15 protein-coding genes are annotated in these 19,099 nt (G+C 65.4%); 12 read left to right on the forward strand and 3 right to left on the reverse strand.

Features of this window, described 5'->3' with window-relative positions:
- The first annotated feature begins 9 nt into the window (after positions 1-9).
- From LF63_RS03865 to LF63_RS03920, 12 genes are all read left to right on the forward strand, one after another.
- The gene (locus LF63_RS03865) at positions 10-1,329 is read left to right on the forward strand and encodes an ABC transporter permease (protein WP_043099765.1); all 1,320 of its coding nucleotides are present in this window, start codon (positions 10-12) and stop codon (positions 1,327-1,329) included.
- Positions 1,330-1,337: 8 nt separating this feature from the next.
- Positions 1,338-2,570 (forward strand): ABC transporter permease, encoded by a 1,233-nt coding sequence (locus tag LF63_RS03870; RefSeq protein ID WP_043099767.1) that lies wholly within the window; start codon positions 1,338-1,340, stop codon positions 2,568-2,570.
- A 105-nt stretch (positions 2,571-2,675) separates the two neighbouring features.
- On the forward strand, positions 2,676-3,992 hold the full coding sequence (locus tag LF63_RS03875; protein ID WP_043099769.1) for an ABC transporter permease: 1,317 nt from the start codon (positions 2,676-2,678) through the stop codon (positions 3,990-3,992).
- Between the two features lie 8 nt (positions 3,993-4,000).
- Complete coding sequence (locus LF63_RS03880) at positions 4,001-5,200, forward strand: ABC transporter permease (RefSeq protein ID WP_043103094.1); 1,200 nt, start codon at positions 4,001-4,003, stop codon at positions 5,198-5,200.
- Positions 5,201-5,203: 3 nt separating this feature from the next.
- Positions 5,204-6,505, forward strand: a complete 1,302-nt coding sequence (locus LF63_RS03885) for an ABC transporter permease (protein ID WP_043099771.1) — start codon at positions 5,204-5,206, stop codon at positions 6,503-6,505.
- Positions 6,506-6,513: 8 nt separating this feature from the next.
- Positions 6,514-7,752 (forward strand): ABC transporter permease, encoded by a 1,239-nt coding sequence (locus tag LF63_RS15165; protein ID WP_052394657.1) that lies wholly within the window; start codon positions 6,514-6,516, stop codon positions 7,750-7,752.
- Positions 7,753-7,855: 103 nt separating this feature from the next.
- Positions 7,856-9,157 carry an ABC transporter permease gene (locus LF63_RS03895; RefSeq protein ID WP_043099774.1) on the forward strand — a complete coding sequence of 434 codons (1,302 nt, stop codon included), beginning with the start codon at positions 7,856-7,858 and terminating at the stop codon, positions 9,155-9,157.
- 9 nt (positions 9,158-9,166) lie between these two features.
- A complete protein-coding gene (locus tag LF63_RS03900) occupies positions 9,167-10,435 on the forward strand; it encodes an ABC transporter permease (protein WP_052394659.1) in 1,269 nt (422 codons plus the stop codon).
- A gap of 95 nt (positions 10,436-10,530) precedes the next feature.
- Positions 10,531-11,727, forward strand: a complete 1,197-nt coding sequence (locus LF63_RS03905) for an alpha/beta fold hydrolase (RefSeq protein ID WP_235205264.1) — start codon at positions 10,531-10,533, stop codon at positions 11,725-11,727.
- A 54-nt stretch (positions 11,728-11,781) separates the two neighbouring features.
- Positions 11,782-13,122, forward strand: coding sequence for a sigma-54-dependent transcriptional regulator (locus LF63_RS03910; RefSeq protein ID WP_043099779.1), 1,341 nt, complete (start codon positions 11,782-11,784; stop codon positions 13,120-13,122).
- A gap of 28 nt (positions 13,123-13,150) precedes the next feature.
- A complete protein-coding gene (locus LF63_RS03915; protein ID WP_043099781.1) occupies positions 13,151-14,527 on the forward strand; it encodes a sensor histidine kinase in 1,377 nt (458 codons plus the stop codon).
- A gap of 182 nt (positions 14,528-14,709) precedes the next feature.
- Positions 14,710-15,966 (forward strand): threonine/serine exporter family protein, encoded by a 1,257-nt coding sequence (locus tag LF63_RS03920; RefSeq protein ID WP_043099783.1) that lies wholly within the window; start codon positions 14,710-14,712, stop codon positions 15,964-15,966.
- Positions 15,967-16,057: 91 nt separating this feature from the next.
- Here LF63_RS03920 and LF63_RS03925 read toward each other — a convergent pair whose 3' ends face one another.
- From LF63_RS03925 to LF63_RS15170, 3 genes are all read right to left on the reverse strand, one after another.
- On the reverse strand, positions 16,058-16,390 hold the full coding sequence (locus LF63_RS03925) for an H-NS histone family protein (protein WP_043099784.1): 333 nt from the start codon (positions 16,388-16,390) through the stop codon (positions 16,058-16,060).
- A 280-nt stretch (positions 16,391-16,670) separates the two neighbouring features.
- On the reverse strand, positions 16,671-18,374 hold the full coding sequence (locus LF63_RS03930) for a proline--tRNA ligase (RefSeq protein ID WP_043099786.1): 1,704 nt from the start codon (positions 18,372-18,374) through the stop codon (positions 16,671-16,673).
- 164 nt (positions 18,375-18,538) lie between these two features.
- Complete coding sequence (locus tag LF63_RS15170; RefSeq protein ID WP_052394668.1) at positions 18,539-18,967, reverse strand: DUF4124 domain-containing protein; 429 nt, start codon at positions 18,965-18,967, stop codon at positions 18,539-18,541.
- Positions 18,968-19,099 lie beyond the last annotated feature (132 nt).

Consider the following 19,099-nt stretch of genomic DNA (forward strand, 5'->3'; position numbering starts at 1 on the left):
GGGCTAGAGATGTTTGCGTACTACCTGGAACTGGCATGGCGGCGCTGTCGTCAGAACGTGTCGATGATGCTGCTGGTGGTGCTGACCATGGCCATCGGCATCGCTTCGTGCATGACGGCGACGACGATCTTCGCCGCGTTGTCGGGTGAGCCGCTGCCCGGCATCAGCGATCATCTGTACGTGGTCACGATGGATTCGCGCACGCAGGGCGACGCCGATGACGAGCCCTACGCCAAACCGCAGAGCCTGCTGAATCTGCGCGACGCCAAGGCGCTGGTCGACGCGCATCGCGCCGACGGCCAGTTCGCGCAGGCACAGAGTCTGGCGCAGGTGAGCACGACCGACGGCAAGCAGTCCGATCGCGTGGTCGGCATCATCGGTTACGGGTCGCTACTGACGACGCTCGGCGTGCCGTTCCGCTACGGACGACCGTGGAGCGAGGCCGAACAGGCCGCGCATGCGCCGGTGGTGGTGATCGACGCCAAGCTGGCCGAACGGTTGTTCGGTACCAGCAACGCCGTCGGACGCAGCGTCTCGATGGGCACCGGCACGTTCCGCGTCATCGGCGTGACGGCGCCGTGGAAATCGCGCACGCAGTTCCTCGGGCTGACGCAGAACGCGGGCAGCCCGCTCGGTCAGGACATGCGTTTCTTCGTGCCGGTCGGTGCGGCGCTGGACAACGGCGTCGGGCCGCTGAACTCCGGCAAGTGCGCCAAGGGTGCGCCGGTGGTCAATTTCCAGTCCACCAACGTCGCGCAGTGCCGCTGGATCGAAACCTGGGTGTCGCTGCGCACGCCGGCGCACGTGACGACCTATCGCGATTTTCTCGCCCGCTACGCGCAGGCTCAGCATCAGGCGGGGCGCTATGTGCATCCGCCGCAGGCGAAGCTGTTCGTGACCCAGGCCTGGATGGATCGCCTGAAGGCGATTCCGGGCGACGTCGGCTTGAACGTGATGCTGGCGGGCGGCTTCCTGTTGCTGTGCATGGTCAACGTGGCCGGCCTGCTGGCGGCGCGCTTTCTGCGTCGCCAGGGGCACGTGGCGATCCGGCGCGCGCTCGGCGCGTCGCGTCGTCATGTGTTCATGCAGCACCTCGTCGAGGCCGGCGTGCTCGGTGTCGCGGGCGGTTTGCTCGCTCTGCCGTTGACGCTGCTCGGGCTGTGGGTCGTGCGCATGCAGCCGGTGGCGTATGCGGAAGCCGCCCGCTTCAGTCCGGGCGCGTTCGCGGTGCTGGCGGCGTTGTCGCTGCTGGTGGGTCTGGTGGTCGGCATCCTGCCGGCCTGGCGCGTGTGCCGGCAGCCGCCGGCGCTGCAGATCAAGGTTGCCTAGGAGTCCTCGTGCGCCATTTGCTCGCTCCGCTGTTTCGTCACCGCTTGATGCCGTTGCTGGTCGTGCTGCAGGTCGCGCTGGCCTGCGCCATCGCCTGCAACGCGCTGTTTCTGCTGCAGCAGCGATTGAAGCCGATGCTGGTGCCCGATGGCATCGGTCAGCCGAATCATCTCATCATCGCGTCCAACATCGTTTCGCGCGGGCAGCCGTGGGAGACCAGCCGCATGCGCGATACCGAACGCGCCCTGCGCGGCGTGCCGGGCGTGACGTCGGTCAGCGTGGCCGGTTCGCTGCCGATGGTGCTGAATGCGCGCATGAATGGGCGTGTGCAGGGCGTCGGTCGCGACACGCGCGCGGATACCGCGATGTACATCGGCGATCACCTGGTGAAGACGCTGGGCCTGCACCTGGTGGCCGGGCGCGACTTCACCGCCGAGGAAGACGCCGTGCAAAACCACGGTGTCGGCATGCACCAGGACGGACCGGCGATCATCACCCAATCGCTGGCGAACAGGTTGTTTCCGGGCCAGAAGGCATTGGGCCAGACGCTGCAGTTGGGCGACAAGGATCCGGCCGTGCGCACGGTCGTCGGCGTGGTCGGGCATCTGATGCGCAACGACTTTGGCGATGGTTCGCAGCGCAACCTGGACAACGTGATGCTGTTCCCCGGCATTCCCTCGTCCTGGTCGTTGCCGGCGATCGGCGTGCGCGTCGCGCCGGACGCCGATCCGCAGCAGGTGCGCAAGCAGGTCGAGAAAGTCATCCAGCGCATGCTCGGCGACGGCATGGTGCGCGGTATCGATCCGTCCTACGACATGTACGGCACGCTGCGCGACGAGGCATTGGCCCAGTACCGCGCCTCGGTGTGGCTGCTGGCGGGTGTGTGTCTGATCGTGTTGATCGTGACCCTGGCCGGCATCATGGGTCTGACGGCCTACTGGGTGCAGCAGCGCACCCGCCAGATCGGCATCCGCCGCGCACTGGGCGCGCGGCGCAGCGACATCCTGCGCTATCTGCAGGCGGAGAACCTGCTCCTGGTCGGCGTCGGCACGCTGCTGGGACTGATCGCGGCCTATGCCGTGAACCTGTGGCTGATGCATCACTACGAACTGCCGCGCCTGCCGTGGAGCTATCTGCCCATCGGCGCCGCGCTGCTGTTGGTCCTGGGTCAGCTGGCCGTGCTGTCGCCGGCACTGCGCGCGTCGCGCGTGCCGCCGGTGGTAGCGACAAGGAGCGTGTGATGAGACTGCTGCGCTGGAACAGGGAAGGCGGTCGCGTCCGCGATCGCCAGATCGGAACACCCGGACGGTTCGCACCGCATCCGGCATCGGGAGGGGTGTGAGGACATGCTCGGTTACTACATGGATTTGGCGCTGCGCAGCCTGCGGCGTCACAAGATGCTGGCGGCACTGATGGTGTTGGCGATCGCGCTCGGCATCGGTGCGTCGATCACGATGTTGACGGTGCTGCACAACCTTTCCGGCGATCCGCTTCCGCAGCGCAGCGGTGTGCTGTTCCATCCGCAGGTGGACCCGCGGCCGAAGGATCTGCCGGGCGCGGACGCGGAGCCGCCCGACGACCTGACCTGGGTCGACGCGCAGAACCTGTTCCACCTTCCCGGCAGCTATCCGCGCGTGCTGATGGACGGCAACTGGCTGCCCGCACGTGCCATGCGCGGCGACAGTCTGCTGGCGATGCAGTCGGACCGCGCCACCACCGCCGATTTTTTCTCGATGTTCGACGTGCCGTTCGTCTACGGCAGCGGCTGGACGGCGCAGGACGATGCGCAACATGCGCGCGTGGTGGTGCTGTCGAGCGCCTTGAACGACAAGCTGTTCGGCGGCGCCGACAGCGTCGGCAAGCAGATGGTGATCGCCACCAAGACCTTTCGCGTGATCGGCGTGATCGGCCCGTGGCATCCGCAACCGCGCTTCTACGACATCAACAACGACGACGGTCCCTACGGCAAGGCCGCGGACATGTACCTGCCGTTCTTCACCTGGATCGACCTGCCGCAGGACTACGGCTACGGGTCCATGCGCTGCTGGGGCAACGACGCCAATGCGGGCCAGCACAATCCCAAGGCGCCGCAGTGCACCTGGGCGCAGCTGTGGGTGCAGCTCGATTCCCCGGCGCAGGTCGCCAGCTACCGTTCGGCGCTGAGACAGTACAGCCTGCAGCAGCACGAGCTGGGACGCTTCGAGCGCGCGCCGAACGTGCGTCTGCGCGGCTTGCTCGACTGGCTCGACTACAAGCGCGTGATCCCGGTCATGGTGCGCATGCAGACCTGGATTGCCTTCGGCGTGTTCCTGATCTGCATGCTCAACACCATCGGTCTGATGGTCGCCAAGTTCCTGCGCAAGTCGGGTGAGATCGGCGTGCGTCGTGCGCTCGGCGCATCGCGTCGCGATGTGTTCGCGCAATGCCTGGTCGAAGCCGGCGTGATCGGCGTCGCCGGCGGACTGTGCGGATTGCCGCTGGCCTGGCTGGGGCTGTGGATGGTGCGCCAGCAGCCGGTCAGTTTCGCGGCCTCCGCGCATCTGGATCTTTCCATGCTCGGGGCGGCCCTGGCGCTGTCGCTGGTGGCCGCGTTGCTGGCCGGCGTGTGGCCGTCCCTGCGTGCCGCGCGTGTCACGCCCGCCCTGCAGGTGAAGTCCCTATGAACGCGATGATGCAAATTCGACCCATACTCGCGGCGCTGAAGAGTCATCGCGCCGCAGTGACCCTGCTGGTGCTGGAGATCGCGCTGACCATGGCGGTGCTCGGCAACCTGGTCTTCATCGTCCACGACGGCATCCGTCGCGCGCACACGCCGACCGGCGTGGCCGAGAACCAGATCGGCTTCATTCAGAGCATCGGCGTGATCGGCGCCAAGAGCGCGAGCACGACGGCTGGCGATCTGGCGGCGCTGCGCGGGGTGCCCGGCGTGGAGGCTGCGGCCTACGGCGGCCCGCCGCTGTGGTACGTGGAGCGCGATGCGGCCTTCGCGCATGTGGATCGCCTTCACCGCGTGGCGCGCATCTACGAGTTCGAGGGCAGTCGAGGGTTGAGCAAGACGCTCGGCCTGCATGTGGTCGAAGGCCGCGACTTCGAGCGCAGTGAAGTGCCGGTGATGGGACAGATGGACGAGCACACACAGTTTCCGGTGCTGGTCACGCGTGCGCTGGCGCAGCGGCTGTTCCCGGACGGCAGTGCGTTGGGGCAACTGTTCTACGATGGCAACGCCACGTTGCGCGTGATCGGCGTGGTCGATCATCTGCGCGGTCGAATCACGGGGCACGAGGACGACGATTACTCGGCGGTGATCGAGTACGGCGTGGGCAAGGGGCACATGGGCGGCGGGTTCATCATCCGCAGCCGTCCCGAGCAACTGGACAGCGTGTTGAAGCAGGCTGCGATCGCACTGAGCAAGGCCGATCCGCAGCATGTGCAGAACCGCGTGATGACCTTCGAGCAGATGCGCGAGCACTATTTCCGCAGCGATCTGGCGGTCGGGCGCATGCTTCTCGCCATCGTGCTGATCCTGATGATCGTGACCACGCTGGGCGTGACCGGGCTGGCCAACTTCTGGGTGCAGCAGCGCCGTCGGCAGATCGGCATGCGGCGGGCGCTGGGTGCGACGCGCGGCGACATTCTGCGCTATTTCCAACTGGAGAACTTTCTCATCGTCAGCGGCGGCGTGCTGCTCGGAGCGATATGTACCTACGGGCTCAATCTCTTCCTGATGCACCGGTTCGAGTTGCCGCAGTTGCCGCCGATCTATCTGCTGGTGGGTGCAGCGGTTCTGTGGGGACTGAGCCAGCTGGCCGTATTCGGCCCGGCACTGCGCGCTTCGCGCGTGCCGCCGGTGGTGGCGACGAGGAGCGCGTGACGCATGGCCCGAGGACGTTACGCATGGCATCTGGCCTGGCGCGGCATGCGTCGGCATCCGCGAACCAGCGCGATGGTGGTGGTCGTGATGGCGCTGGGACTGGCGTCCTGCATGAGCGTGCTGGCCGTCTTTCATGCGCTGACGGCCGATCCGGTGGCGGGGCGGCATGGCGAGACGCGCACGGTGATGTTCCGCACCAAGGACGAGAAGCCCGACCCGCTGCGGGCCGTGATGCAGGCAAGCCTCGTGCAGCAGGTCGTGGATCGGCTGCAGGATCAGACGCTGGCCGCGGTGGCCTATGGCACGACGCGTGTGCAGCCCGCGACAGCACCGACGGATGCAGCAGGAGACGCCGAGACGGCAGTGATGTTCGCGACTTCGCGCATCCCTGCGGTGTTCGGTATCGAGTTGCTGCGCGGGCAGTGGTGGACGGCGGCGGACGATCACGATGGCTCTCCGGTGGCGGTCATCGATGTCGCCACCGCGCAACGCCTGTTCGGCACCGATAACGTGCTCGGCAAGAGTATCCGCATCGACGACAAGCGTTTCCGCATCATCGGCGTGCACGCGAACTGGGCGCCCGCGCTCAAGTTCTATGCGCAGAATCGCAAGCAGTATGCGCGCGGCATGGCGCAGGTCATGGCACCGTTCTCGGCCGGCGACGGCGTGGATATGCAGATGGGGCAGATGAGCTGTCCGCTGGGGAACATGAGCGACGCCTGGAAGCAATGCAGCTTCAGTCAGCTATGGGCGTACGACCTGGACGCCACGCAGCGACAGCGTCTGCTGCAGACCGCCACGCAGGTGGCGCAGGATTTCGACAAGCCGCCGCCGGGCGTGACCCCGGTGGTGTATCAACCGAGCCTGCTGACCGTGCGTGAATGGCTCGTGCTGCAGCACACCGTGCCCGACAGCGTGCGGGCTTACGTCTGGGTCGCGCTCGCGTTCCTGGCGCTGTGTCTGCTCAACGCTGCAGGCGTGCTGGCGGCGCGCTTCCTGCGTCGCGGGGCGGAATTGGGCGTGCGTCGTGCGCTGGGTGCGTCGCGACGCGACGTGTTTTTCCAGCATCTGATCGAGTCCGGCAGCCTTTCGGCCGTGGCTGGCGCGATCGCGCTGCCGCTGATGTTGGGCGCATTCGCGCTGATGCGCACGCAAAGCATTCCCTACGCCGCGTTGATCCGATTTCATCCCGGCACGTTCATCGCCTTGTGCGCCGCGACCGTGCTGACGGGGCTGGCGGTAGGCGTGTACCCCGCCTGGCGCGCCGCGGTGGTGCCGCCGGCGCTTCAGGTCAAGCAGAACTAGGAGTCGAGATGGGCGGGATGCTGATGCTGAAGACCTTGAAGCGCAATGGATTCATGCCTTTGCTGGTGGTCGCACAGGTTGTGTTCGCGCTGGTGGTTCTGGTCAACACGGGCAGTCTGCTGCAGCAGCAGATGGCGCCGATCCTCGCCGCCACCGGCGTGCCCGAAGGCGCGCTGCTGCTGACGCATCAGTTGAACTCGCAGGATGCCGGTCAGGACCAGTGGTCGTATGCGAGCCTCGACTCGGCCGAGCGTGCGGTGCGCGCCATACCAGGGGTGATCGCGGTCAGCAGCGGCATGGGTACGCCGATGTCGGTGGGCGGCATGCTGGTCCGGGCCACGCCGACCGATGCCCGCAGCGGTCGCAGCGTCGATGCGGATGTCTTCGGCGGCGATCATCTTGTCGATACGTTGGGCCTGCACGTTCTTCGTGGGCGCGATTTCAGCGACAGCGACTACATGACGGGAAGCTTCATCAAGATGTACCAGCAGACTCGCGCCGCGCTGATTTCGGACACGCTGGCGCAGCGCCTGTTTCCCGATGGCGATGCCGTCGGTCAGGAAATCTGGATGTCGCCCAAGCCGTCCAAGGGCCGTGATCCGCTGCGCATCGTCGGCGTGTTCAGCGACACGCTGTCCAGCCAGATCACCGGGCCAAGCGTGCACGCGGTGCTGATGCTGCCGCTGCGGATGGACGATTTCGGCATCGTGAGCTTCATGGTGCGCGTGAAGCCGGCGCAGCGCGACGCCGTCATGAAACGGCTGCCCGAGGTGCTGGGCACGGCGCTGGGCATGCACAATCCGCAAACGATGAAAGTCGAACGCTACGAGGATGCGCGCGCCGCGCGTCTGCACGGCAACACGGTCGCATCGTGGTTGCTGCTGACCGTGCTGGGCACGGTGTCGATCGTGGTGGTGCTGGGCATCACCGGACTCAGCGGCTTCTGGGTGCAGAAGCGCACGCGTGAGATCGGCATCCAGCGCGCGCTGGGCGCGCGGCGCGGCGACATCCTGCGTCAGTACCAGTTCGAGAATTTTCTGGTGGTCTGCGCCGGCGCTGTGCTGGGGGTGCTGCTGGGGCTGATCGTGGCCGAATGGCTGCGCAGGCATTTCGAGCTGACCTCGCCGCCGCTGGCAGCGTGGGCGGCCGGTGCGCTGGTGCTGGTTGTGTTCGGGCAGCTGGCGGTGCTGGGACCGGCGCGTCGCGCGTCGCGCGTGCCGCCGGTGGTGGCCACAAGGAGCGTCTGATGTACATGGGAAAAGGTCATGCTCTCCGAGTCCGGCGTGCAGTGCCGGCTCTGCACGCCAGAGGTACATGGCGGACATTTTTCTTGCCGGGAGGAGTTCGGTGATGTTTGGCTACTACCTCGACCTGGCGCTGCGCAGTCTCAAACGCAACTGGATCATGACCGCGCTGATGGTGTTGGCCATCGGACTGGGCATTGGTGCATCCATGACCATGCTGACCGTGCTCAATGTCATGACGCGCGATCCGCTGCCGGGGCGAAGCGCGCATGTGTATCGGCCTTATCTGAATCCGTTGCCGCTGAGCTACCACGACGAACCGGGCAAGGTCGGCGGACCCACAACGGGGTTGACCTGGCCGGATGCCAAGGCGTTGCTCGAAGCGCACAAGGGCGTGCGTCAGGCAGCCATGGCGCGGGGCTACCTGACGGCGCGCTCCGATCGCTCCGGAGTGCAGCCCAAGTCCGTGGGCGGCAGTTTCACCACCCGCGATTTCTTCACCATGTTCGGGGTGCCGTTCGTGGCCGGGCGTGCGTGGTCGGAGCACGATGATACGGGCGCGGCGCCGGTGGTGGTGCTGACCAAAAAGCTGGCCGACCGATTGTTCGGGACGACCTCGGTCGTTGGCAGGACGGCACATCTGGGCGGCCATGATTTCCAGGTGGTGGGTGTTACCGAGAACTGGCAGCCGCAACCGCTGTTCTACGCCATGATCGGCACCGATTTTGACAGTGGCGACCAGTTTTTCCTGCCCTTGTCGACGGCTATGTCCTTGCAGCTGAGCGTCAACTGGGGCAACGGTTGGGGTAAAGACTCGTCGTTGACCAGTCCGGAGGTGAGCTGGCTGGCGTTCTGGGTCGAACTCGATACGCCGGCGCAGGTGGGCGCCTATCAACGGTTCCTTGTCAACTATTCCGCGAAGCAGAAAGAGCTGGGGCGGTATGAACGCCCGGCGAGCGACGCCAGGCTCTATGGCCTGATGCAGTGGCTGCATCGCGAGGGCCTGGTGCCGGGCGACGTGATGCTGCAAACCTGGCTGGCACTGGGCTTTTTGTTCGTGTGTCTGGTCAATATCGTGGCGTTGCTGTTGGCCAAGTTCCTGCGCAAGGGCGGCGAGATCAGCGTGCGCCGTGCCCTGGGTGCGCGGCGCCGCGACGTCTTCCGTCAGTTGGGTGTCGAATCGGCGTTGCTTGGACTGGGCGGCGGCATGCTCGGCATCGGCCTGGCCGAGTTGGGCCTGTGGGCCGTGCGTCAACGGCCCAACGATTACGCCCATCTGGCACAGATGAACGGTGAAATGCTGGTTGCCACGGTCGTGCTGGCCATCCTTGTCAGCACCCTTGCCGGTTTGCTGCCCGCATGGCGTGCCTGTCGCATCGCGCCGGCCTTGCAATTGAAAGCACTGTAGGGAGTGACCATGCAGCTGCAGCCCATACTCGCTTCACTCAAGCATCATAAATTGACCGCGCTGTTGCTGATGCTACAGGTGGCCTTCACCTGCGCCATCATCACGAACGCGGTGTTCCTGATTGCCCAGCGGATACAGCGGGTGACCACCCTCAGCGGGCTGGATGAGAACACCTTGTCGCTGGTGAACGTCGATGATCTGGATGCCGGCGCCAATCCGTTGGCTTTGCACAAGGCCGACCTGGCCATGTTGCGCAGGCTGGACGGGGTCAAATCGGCGGCGTTGATTTCCAACGTGCCCTTTTCGCACAGCGAGCACGGTTCGGGTGGATGCACATCACTTGCTGCGGCGCAGGCAGCGATGAAGGCGAACTCCCTCAAGGTGCCCGGTTGTGCCGGAGCGGACGTCTATGTCGGCACCCCGGGCACGTTTCGCACGCTAGGGCTGAAGCTGGTCGCCGGGCGCGAATTCGAGGCCGGCGACTATGTACCGGGCAAACCTCCGGGCCAGGCCGAGACGGTATCGGCCATGATCGTCACGCGGGACTATGCGCGGCGGTTGTATCCCGAGCATCCCGATCATGTCGTCGGTCGCGACGTGTATTTCGGCGGTGGCCTGATGAGTGGACAACCGACGCGCATCGTGGGCGTGGTTGCGCACCTGCACAAGGCCAATGTGTCCGATGATGGCAGCGACGAGCAGTCGGCCTTGTTGCCCGTGGAGCCGAATGAAGGACGCGCATTGTTTGCCTTGCGCAGCGAACCGTCGCAGCGGAGCAAGGTGATGGAAGAGGCCGTGGCTACGCTCAACAAGAACAAGCCGAACCGTCAGATTTCCACCGACGATGCGCAAACCTATACGCGCATGCGCGAAGACTATTTTCGTGGCGATACCACGATGATTCGTCTGCTGCTGGCCTCGGCGCTGGGTTTGTTGTTCGTCACCGCGCTGGGGATCGCCGGGCTGGCCAGTTTCTGGGTGCAGCAACGCACGCGCACCATCGGCATCCGGCGAGCCATCGGTGCCTCGCGGGGCAACATCCTGCACTATTTCCAGACCGAGAATTTTCTCATCGTCGGTGCTGGCGCCATGCTCGGCATGTTGCTGGCGATCGCGCTGAATCTGTGGCTGATGCGCCATTACGAGTTGCCACGACTGCCATGGTTTTATCTGCCGGTGGGGGCGCTCGCGTTGTGTCTGCTTGGCCAGCTTGCCGTGCTGGCCCCCGCCCGGCGCGCCGCGCGCGTGCCGCCGGTGGTGGCGACGCGCAGCGTCTGATCGCGCTGCAGAAACGCGCCTGCGTGCAACCTGCGGTCGCTGCGGCGTATCCATGATCGGCACACCCCCATTCTGGAGAACGCATGCATACATTGATGAACCGATTTCCCGCCATGCTGGTCCTCGTGCTGATCCTGGTGGCTGGCGTCGGGAGGCCGGCGCATGCCGAAACCGCGTCCGATGCGATGACGCGCGCCAAGGCCGTGGCCATCATCGCCGACAACCAGAAGATCGTGTCGCCGCGCGGCATCGAGGAGAACGTGGCGGTGCCGATCAACGGCATCCGCCAGGCATTGCAGATCCGCGGTCGCGACACGCGCAATCCGATTCTGCTGTTCCTGCATGGCGGGCCGGCGTCGCCCGACATGCCGCTGGCGTGGACCTTCCAGTCACCCTGGGAGGACTACTTCACCGTGGTCGAATGGGACCAGCGCGGCACGGGCAAGACCTATGCGCTCAACAGCGAGGCCGCCATGGCGCCGGGCATGACCATCGACGGCATGACCGACGACGCCGCGCAGGTGGTGCAGTACCTGCGCAAGCGTTTCCACAAGCGCCGGATTTTCCTGATGGGGCATTCATGGGGCTCGGTGCTGGGCGTGCGTCTGGCGCAGCGACATCCGGACTGGTTCTACGCTTACATCGGCGTCGGTCAGTTGGTGAACATGCGCGCCAACGAACGCGCCGGCTTCGCCTTTGCGCTGGATGCGGCGAAAGCCGACGGCAACGCGAAGGCGATCCGGGAACTGCAGTCCATCGAACCCTATCCGGGCCGCAAGGCCCTGACCGTGCCGCGAGTGGCCGTTCGCAGCAAGTGGGAGTCCTACTACGGCGGTCTGGCGCTGGGGCGTCGGAATTTCCGCTTCGATGCCCGTGCATGGGAACTCTCGCCGGCTTACAGCGAAAAGGACCTGGATGCCATCGGCAAGGGCAGCCTGTTTTCGCTGCATCACCTGCTCGGACAGCTCAATGACATCGACTTCGATCGCGTCACGCACTTCCGGTGTCCCGTGGTGTTGTTCGTCGGCGCGCACGACGAGACCACCTCGCACGTGCTGGCCGAACGCTGGTTCGCGAAGCTGCACGCGCCGTCCAAGCGCATGGTGATCTTCGCCGATTCCGCGCATATGGTGATGCAGGAGCAGCCGGGGCGTTTCCTGGTGCATCTGGTCGACGATGTGTTGCCCTATGCGCAGCGCGTCGGCGATGCGGCGCCCGGGGAGGTCGTCCGCGGGACGGGCATACCGGCCGGAAGTACGGCTGGAGATCATTCCATGCATTCGTCGCGTTAAGATGGCAACGCTTTTGCGCTTTGGCGCATCCAACAGGGTATGCATCGGAGCAAAATGAGAACCGTCCTGATCATTGACGACAATCCGGCCGTCGGCGAAGCGCTGTCGCTGCTGTTGTCGTTGCACGATATCCGTCCGCTGATCGCCTCGAGTCAGGGGGAGGGGCTGGCTGTCCTGGCGCGCGATCGCGTCGATGTGGTCATCCAGGACATGAACTTCAGCGCCGACACCACCTCGGGCGAGGAAGGCGTGGCGCTGTTTCGTTCGATCCGCGAACAGCATCCGGACCTGCCGGTGATCCTGCTGACGGCGTGGACGCACCTGGAAACGGCGGTGGAACTGGTCAAGGCCGGCGCCGCCGACTACGTGGCCAAGCCGTGGGACGACAGCAAGTTGTTGACCACGGTGGAGAACCTGCTGGAGCTGTCCGAGTCCACGCGCGAGGTTACCCGCACGCGGCACGAGCGTCGTCGGCATCAGGAACAACTGGTCGGGCGCTACGATCTCGACGGCATGGTGTTCGCGGCCGAGGCCACGGCGCGCACGGTCGAGCTGGCCTGTCAGGTGGCGCGTTCGGACGTGCCGGTGCTGGTCACCGGCCCCAACGGCGCGGGCAAGGAGCGCATCGCGCGCATCGTGCATCTGAATTCGCCGGTGCGCGACGGGCCGTTCGTGGCGGTCAACTGCGGCGCGCTGCCGGGTGAGCTGATCGAGGCCGAACTGTTCGGCGCCGACGCTGGCGCGTACACCGGCGCCAACAAGGCGCGCGAAGGTCGCTTCGAGTTGGCCGATGGCGGCACGCTGTTCCTCGACGAGATCGGCAATCTGCCGCTGTCGGGCCAGGTCAAGCTGCTGCGCGTGCTGGAGACCGGGCAGTTCGAGCGCCTGGGGTCCGGACGCACGCGCAGCGCGCGGGTGCGCGTGGTCAGCGCGACCAATGCGGATCTCAAGACGATGATCGCCGAGGGCAGCTTCCGCGAGGATCTGTACTACCGGCTCAACGTGATCGAGGTGAACCTGCCGCCGCTCAACGAACGCAGCGACGACATCCTGCCGCTGGCCGAGCATTTCCTCGGCGGTCGCGCCGAGCTTTCCGACGAAGCGCGCGAGGCGCTCTCGTTGCACAGCTGGCCCGGCAACGTGCGCGAGCTGAAGAACGCCATCGATCGCGCCTGCCTGCTGGTGCGCGACGAAGCGATCCAGCCGCGCCATCTCAATCTGCCGGAGCTGGACGATGCCGCGCCGACCTGGCGCAATCTGGACGAGCCCAGTTCGGATGCGGTCAAGCAGGCGCTGGACCGGCACGCCGGTGTGATCAGTCGCGCCGCGCAGGCGCTTGGACTGTCCCGCCAGGCGCTGTATCGACGCATGCAGCGCTACGGAATCGAGACGTGACGACGGTGCTGCGTCGGAGCGCGTTCGCATGCGCTTGAAATCGCTGCAGGGTCGCATGGCGCTGCTGGTCGGCGTGGCCACGCTGACCGGCGCGCTGGTCTATGCGGGAGTGACCCAGTGGCCTTTGCCGCAGCTGATCGCGGCGGCGGCGGAGTTGATGCAGTCGCATGTCGACGTCGGTTGGTTGCGTACGCCGCTCGGCGGCCTGCTGATCACGCTGCTGCTGCTGGTGCCGATCGCGATGTGGCTGGGCAGCCGTCTGACGCGCCCGTTCCTGCGTCTGCTGCGGGCGCTGGAAGGCGCGGTCGTCAGTTACCGCGACGGCGATTTCGGCTTTTCCATCGCCACCCGACGCAAGGACGAGATCGGCGATCTCATCCGCATGCACAACGAACTCGGGCACACCCTGCGCGAGCAGCGTCAGCACCTGGTGCAGCGCGAGCTGCTGCTCGATACCGTGGTGCAGAAGACGCCGGTGGCGCTGATCCTGACCGACAACCACCAGTACGTGACGTACGCCAACATTGCCGCACGGCAGCTGTTCAACGAGGGCAAGTCACTGGAGGGCGTGCGTTTCGACGCGCTGCTGCGCAGCGGATCGGATGCGCTGCGGGAGATTGTCGAGAGCGGTCGCGACGCGCTGTTTCCGGTGGAAATGGACGGTGCCGAAGAGACCTTCCACATTTCCCAGCGCGCCTTCCGGTTGCAGGGACGACCGCATCATCTGTATTTGTTCCGACGCATGACGCGCGAACTCTCGCGTCAGGAAGTGGCGACCTGGAAGCGCGTCATCCGCGTGATCAGTCATGAACTCAACAACTCGCTGGCGCCGATTTCTTCGCTGGCGCACTCCGGCGCCGAACTGGCGCGCCGCGGCGACCGGGAACGTCTCCCGGGCGTGTTTTCCAGCATCTCCGAGCGTGCCAAGCATTTGCATCACTTCATCAGCGGCTATGCCGACGTGGCGAAGCTGCCGACGCCGCGCATCGAGCCTGTGGCGTGGGGTGCCTTCATCGAAGCGTTGTCTTTGCATTGCACGTTCCGCCTGTGCGGCGAGCTGCCCGAGCGCGACGGCCGCTTCGATGCGGGGCAGGTGGAGCAGGCATTGATCAACCTGGTCAAGAATGCGCACGAGTCGGGCACGGACGAGGACGAGGTGACGTTGTCCATCGCCGAGGTCGGCCAGGCGTGGCGCATCGAAGTGGCCGATCGCGGTCCTGGCATGAGCGAGGCCGTGCTGGCCCAGGCCCTGCTGCCGTTCTATTCGACCAAGCGTTCGGGCACCGGACTCGGACTCGCACTGGCGCGCGAAATCACCGAGGCCCACGGCGGTCGTCTGAGTCTGTCCAACCGTCGGCACGGCGGCTTGCGGGTGACGCTTCTGTTGCCGATGAACGACGCCTGATACCGCGTTCCGTGCGGTTTTCCGCGTGCCCGGACGATACGGCTCGATCGCCTATACTTCGCGGATGATCGGATCGTCCAGGGTGGAGTCATGAAGCAGTTCCGCACGCACGCACGCACGGCATCGGCGCGTGAACCGGCCGCATGCTGGCATGGCGGCGCAGGCCCGGTGCGGGGAAACGCATGAGCATGCAGGAACTGCCTTCGTTCACGACCGCGGCGCTCAACACGCGCATCGCCTTCCTGATCGAACTGACCCGCCGTCTGCATCAGTACGGCACGGCCGCGCCGCGGCTGGAAGAGGCCGTCAGCAGCGCATCGTTGCGGCTCGGGCTGCGCGCGGAGGTCTGGTCGAGTCCGACCGCCATCATCCTTTCCTTCGCCGATCAGGCGCAGGGCGACGACGCCATTGCGCAGGTGACGCAGGTCATCCGCATGCCGCCCGGCGACGTGAATCTGTCGCGTCTGTGCGAAGTCGACGCCATCGCCGATGGGGTGATCGAGGGACGGATCGGGCTCGAGGAAGGCGCGCGGCATCTGCGGCACATGTCCAAACCGCTGACGCGCGCGCAGCAGCTCGGCATGGTGTTCGGGTTCGCGCTGTCGGTGTTCGGCTTTGCGGTACTGATGCGCGGCTCCTGGGCCGATGCCCTGACGGCCGCGTTGCTCGGCGGCATGATCGGCGCCGTGATGCTGCTGGCCGCGCGGCATCCGCGCGTGGCGCTGGCCGGCGAGGCGCTGTCGGCCTTGCTCGCGGCGCTGGGCGCCAGTCTGGTCAGCGCCTGGCTGGTGCCGTTGCGGGTGAACGTTGTCGTGCTCTCCGCTTTGATCGTGCTGGTGCCGGGCATGATGCTGACCGCCGCCGTGCGCGAGCTGTCCGCGCAGCATCTGGCGTCCGGCGTGTCGCGCTTGTTCGGTGCGCTGGCGTCGATGCTGAAGCTGATTTTCGGTGCGATGGTGGTATTTGCCGCCAGCTCGTGGTTCGGTCTGAAGCTCCCCCTGCCGACGATGCCGCCGCTGCCGGCTTGGGTGCAATGGCCGTCGCTGGTGCTGGGTACTTTCGGTTTCGCGCTGGTCTTTCTGGCGGCCCGTCGCGATTGGTTGCTGGTCGCGCTGTCGGCCATGCTCGGTTATGTCGTCGCTCGCGAGGCGGGTGCGCAATTCGGTCCGGCATTCGGTGTATTCACGGGTGGCCTGGTACTGGGTGCGGCGGGCAATTTGTATGCGCGCTTTGCGCATCGTCCGGGTTCGCTGGTGCGCGAGCCGGGCATTATCCTGCTGGTGCCCGGAAGCGTCGGTTATCAGACGCTGACCTATCTGGCGCAGCGCAATGTGCACAGCGGCACCGAAACCGCGATTTTGCTGGTGACCCTGTTGGTGGCCCTGGTGGCGGGACTGCTGTTCGGGGATTTGCTGATCGCGCCGCGCCGTTCGCTCTGAGCGTGCGGCAAACCGACGTCATGAGAAAAAAGAAAGCGCCGGCATGACCGGCGCTTTCCATGATGTCGCTGATTGAGAATCCGGGATCGGATTACTTGATCAGCAAATCCTTTTCCTTCTTGCCGGCCTTGAGCGCGGCATTGAACCAGCGCGGACGCTTGCCGCGGCCGGACCAGGTCTGGCTCGGATCGTCCGGGTTGCTGTACTTCGGCGGCACCTTGCCGGTGCTGCGACGGGTACGGCGGCCGGCACCGCGAGTGCCGAACACTTCTTCGAACGTAAAGCCTTCGTCCTTGAGCAGCTTGGTGACTTTTTCACGCACCTTGACCAGCTTTTCCTTTTCCAGCTCCTGCTTGCGCGACTCCGCCTTGCTGATGAGGTCGTTGAGCTGAGTCTGATTGAGCTTCTTGAGATCGACGGCCATAAATGACTCCGAATGTTTGGGGGTAGGGACGGTTGTGAATGCAGAACATAAGCCGTTGTGCAGGCGGATTCTGCCGGATATCCGAATGTAATGCAAAAAATAATACGTTTTAATGAACGCACACTGTCTGAAAATCACGCCCGTTCCTCATTGTGAGGAGATCCGGGCGCTCGTTTCGACAGGCTGGCGATGGTTTTCCGGATGGTTTATCGCGGCGGTAATGGAATGCACGACACGAAGCTCAAGGCGTATTCGCCGCGATGTTTTCCGGTTATGTGCATTATGCGCCGAGCAGGCGTTCCATCAGTTCCGCGCGAGTCAATGCGCGATTTTCAGTATCGCGGCGATGACGGTATTCGAACGTACCGGCTTCCAGACCGCGTTCGCTGACGACGATGCGATGCGGAATACCGATCAGCTCCATGTCCGCGAACATCGGGCCGGGGCGTAGGCCGCGGTCGTCGAGCAGCACTTCGAGGCCGTGACCGGTCAGTTCGTCATACAGCGCCTGCGCGGCGTCCTGCGCTTGGGTGCCGTTGCGCGATCCGATGACGCAGATCGCCACGGTCCACGGCGCCATCGGCTCGGGCCAGACGATGCCGCGGTCGTCGTGATTTTGCTCGATAGCGGCGGCGACGATGCGGCTCACGCCGATGCCGTAGCAACCCATCAGCATGGCGCGGGCCTTGCCGTTCTCGTCGAGCACGGTGGCGTTCATTGCTTCGGCGTAGCGGCCGCCGAGCTGGAACACGTGGCCGACTTCGATGCCGCGGGCAATGTGCAGGGTGCCTTCGCCGTCCGGCGAGGGGTCGCCGTCGACGACCTTGCGCAGATCGGCGATGCGCGTGATGCGCGCATCGCGATTCCAGTTCGCGCCGGTGTAATGCGTGTCCACGGCGTTGCCGCCGCAGACGAAATCGGCCAGCGCCGCGGCGCTGCGGTCGACGATGACCGGAATCTCGTCCGGCAGACCGACGGGGCCGATGAAGCCGGGACGGGTGCCGGTCGCCTTGAGGATTTCGGCCTCGTCGGCGAGTACCGATGCACCAGGCAGTTCTTCCAGCTTGGCGGCCTTGACCTCGTTGATCTCGTGGTCGCCACGCACGCACAGTGCGACCAGTCCTTGTTCGCCGCGCACCAGGATGGTCTTCACGCACTGGTCGGGCGAGACCGACAGGAAGGTCGAAACCTCGTCCATGGTCTTGCGCGCAGGAGTGTCCACGCGCTGCAGCTCGGCGGCGGGTTCGGGACGCTCGACGCGGGGCGCGAGGGCCTCGGCCAGTTCCACGTTGGCGGCGTAGTCGGAACCGTCGCTCCAGGCGATCGCGTCCTCGCCGGATTCGGCCAGCACCTGGAATTCATGGCTGGCGTTGCCGCCGATGGCGCCGGTGTCGGCCTGCACCGCGCGGAAGCGCAGACCCAGGCGGTCGAAGATGCGCCCGTAGGCGCCGTACATGACCCCGTAGGTGGCGGCCAGCGACTCGGGCGTGAGATGGAAGGAGTAGGCGTCCTTCATCATGAATTCGCGGGCGCGCATGACGCCGAAGCGCGGACGAATCTCGTCGCGGAACTTGGTCTGGATCTGGTAGAAGTTGATCGGCAGCTGCTTGTAGCTTTTCAATTCCTGGCGCGCGAAGTCGGTGATGACTTCCTCATGCGTGGGGCCGTAGCAGTATTCCTGCTCCCGGCGATCCTTGAGCTTCAGCAACTGACCGCCGAACTTTTCCCAGCGCTGGGTCTCTTCCCACAGTTCGCGCGGCTGGATCGAGGGCATCAGCATCTCGATGGCGCCGGCGCGGTTCATCTCCTCGCGCACCACAGTTTCGACCTTGCGCAGCACGCGCAGGCCGAGCGGCGTCCAGGTGTAGATACCGGCGGCGAGTTTGCGCAGCATGCCGGCGCGCAGCATCAGCCGGTGGCTGGCGACTTCCGCGTCGGCGGGTACTTCCTTGACGGTGGCGAGGTGAAACTGGCTCAGGCGCATGCAATCGGTCCGTGGTAGGAGTGGCCCGGTTGCTTTGCGCGTTGTGCGATCGTCGGCATTTTCCGATCACGATCACGGGCTTGCGCAGCCGCATGCCGGGACAGGCTGAACGGTCGATTATAGCGTTGACGACACCTGGCGCGATATGTGCCGGAAAGCGTGCGTCAGTTGCTGCAGTACGCGTTGTAACGCTGCTGCTGTTGCTGCAACTGCTGCGCGCGGGCCTTTTCGTCGACCGGAGTGGTCTTGCCCTCACTGTCCAGGCGCTGCACCGACTGCGAGGATTTCAGCAGTGCGATGTTGGATTGCAGCTGGGCGCAGAAGCGCCGCAGTTGCACCGAGCGTCCACTGTCCTTGGCGGAGTCTGCCTTGGTCTCGCTGCCGGAATCCGAGGCGGTCGCCTCTCTGTCGATGCGCGGTTGATCCGCATCGGCGCGGGTTTTGATGTTCTCGTACTTCACGCCCTGCGGAGGCGGCGAGTCGGAGAAGTGCGCGGTGCCGTTCGCATCCGTCCACTTGTAGACCTGGGCGCTGGCGAGCATGGGTAGTGCCAGGAGCAACGTCGTCAGCAGGGTGGGCAGCGTGCCTCGCATGATCTATCTCCGTGCCGGAAACTAGGCGGCACGCGGGTGTGCCGTCGATATTGTTCCGAATGGTACGCACAGTGCGCGGTTCGAGGGAAGGGCAAACACCGGTATTTTCTGCCGTTTGTGAGGCGGCGCACC

This window comes from Oleiagrimonas soli (genome assembly GCF_000761445.1).
Lineage (GTDB): Bacteria > Pseudomonadota > Gammaproteobacteria > Xanthomonadales > Rhodanobacteraceae > Oleiagrimonas > Oleiagrimonas soli.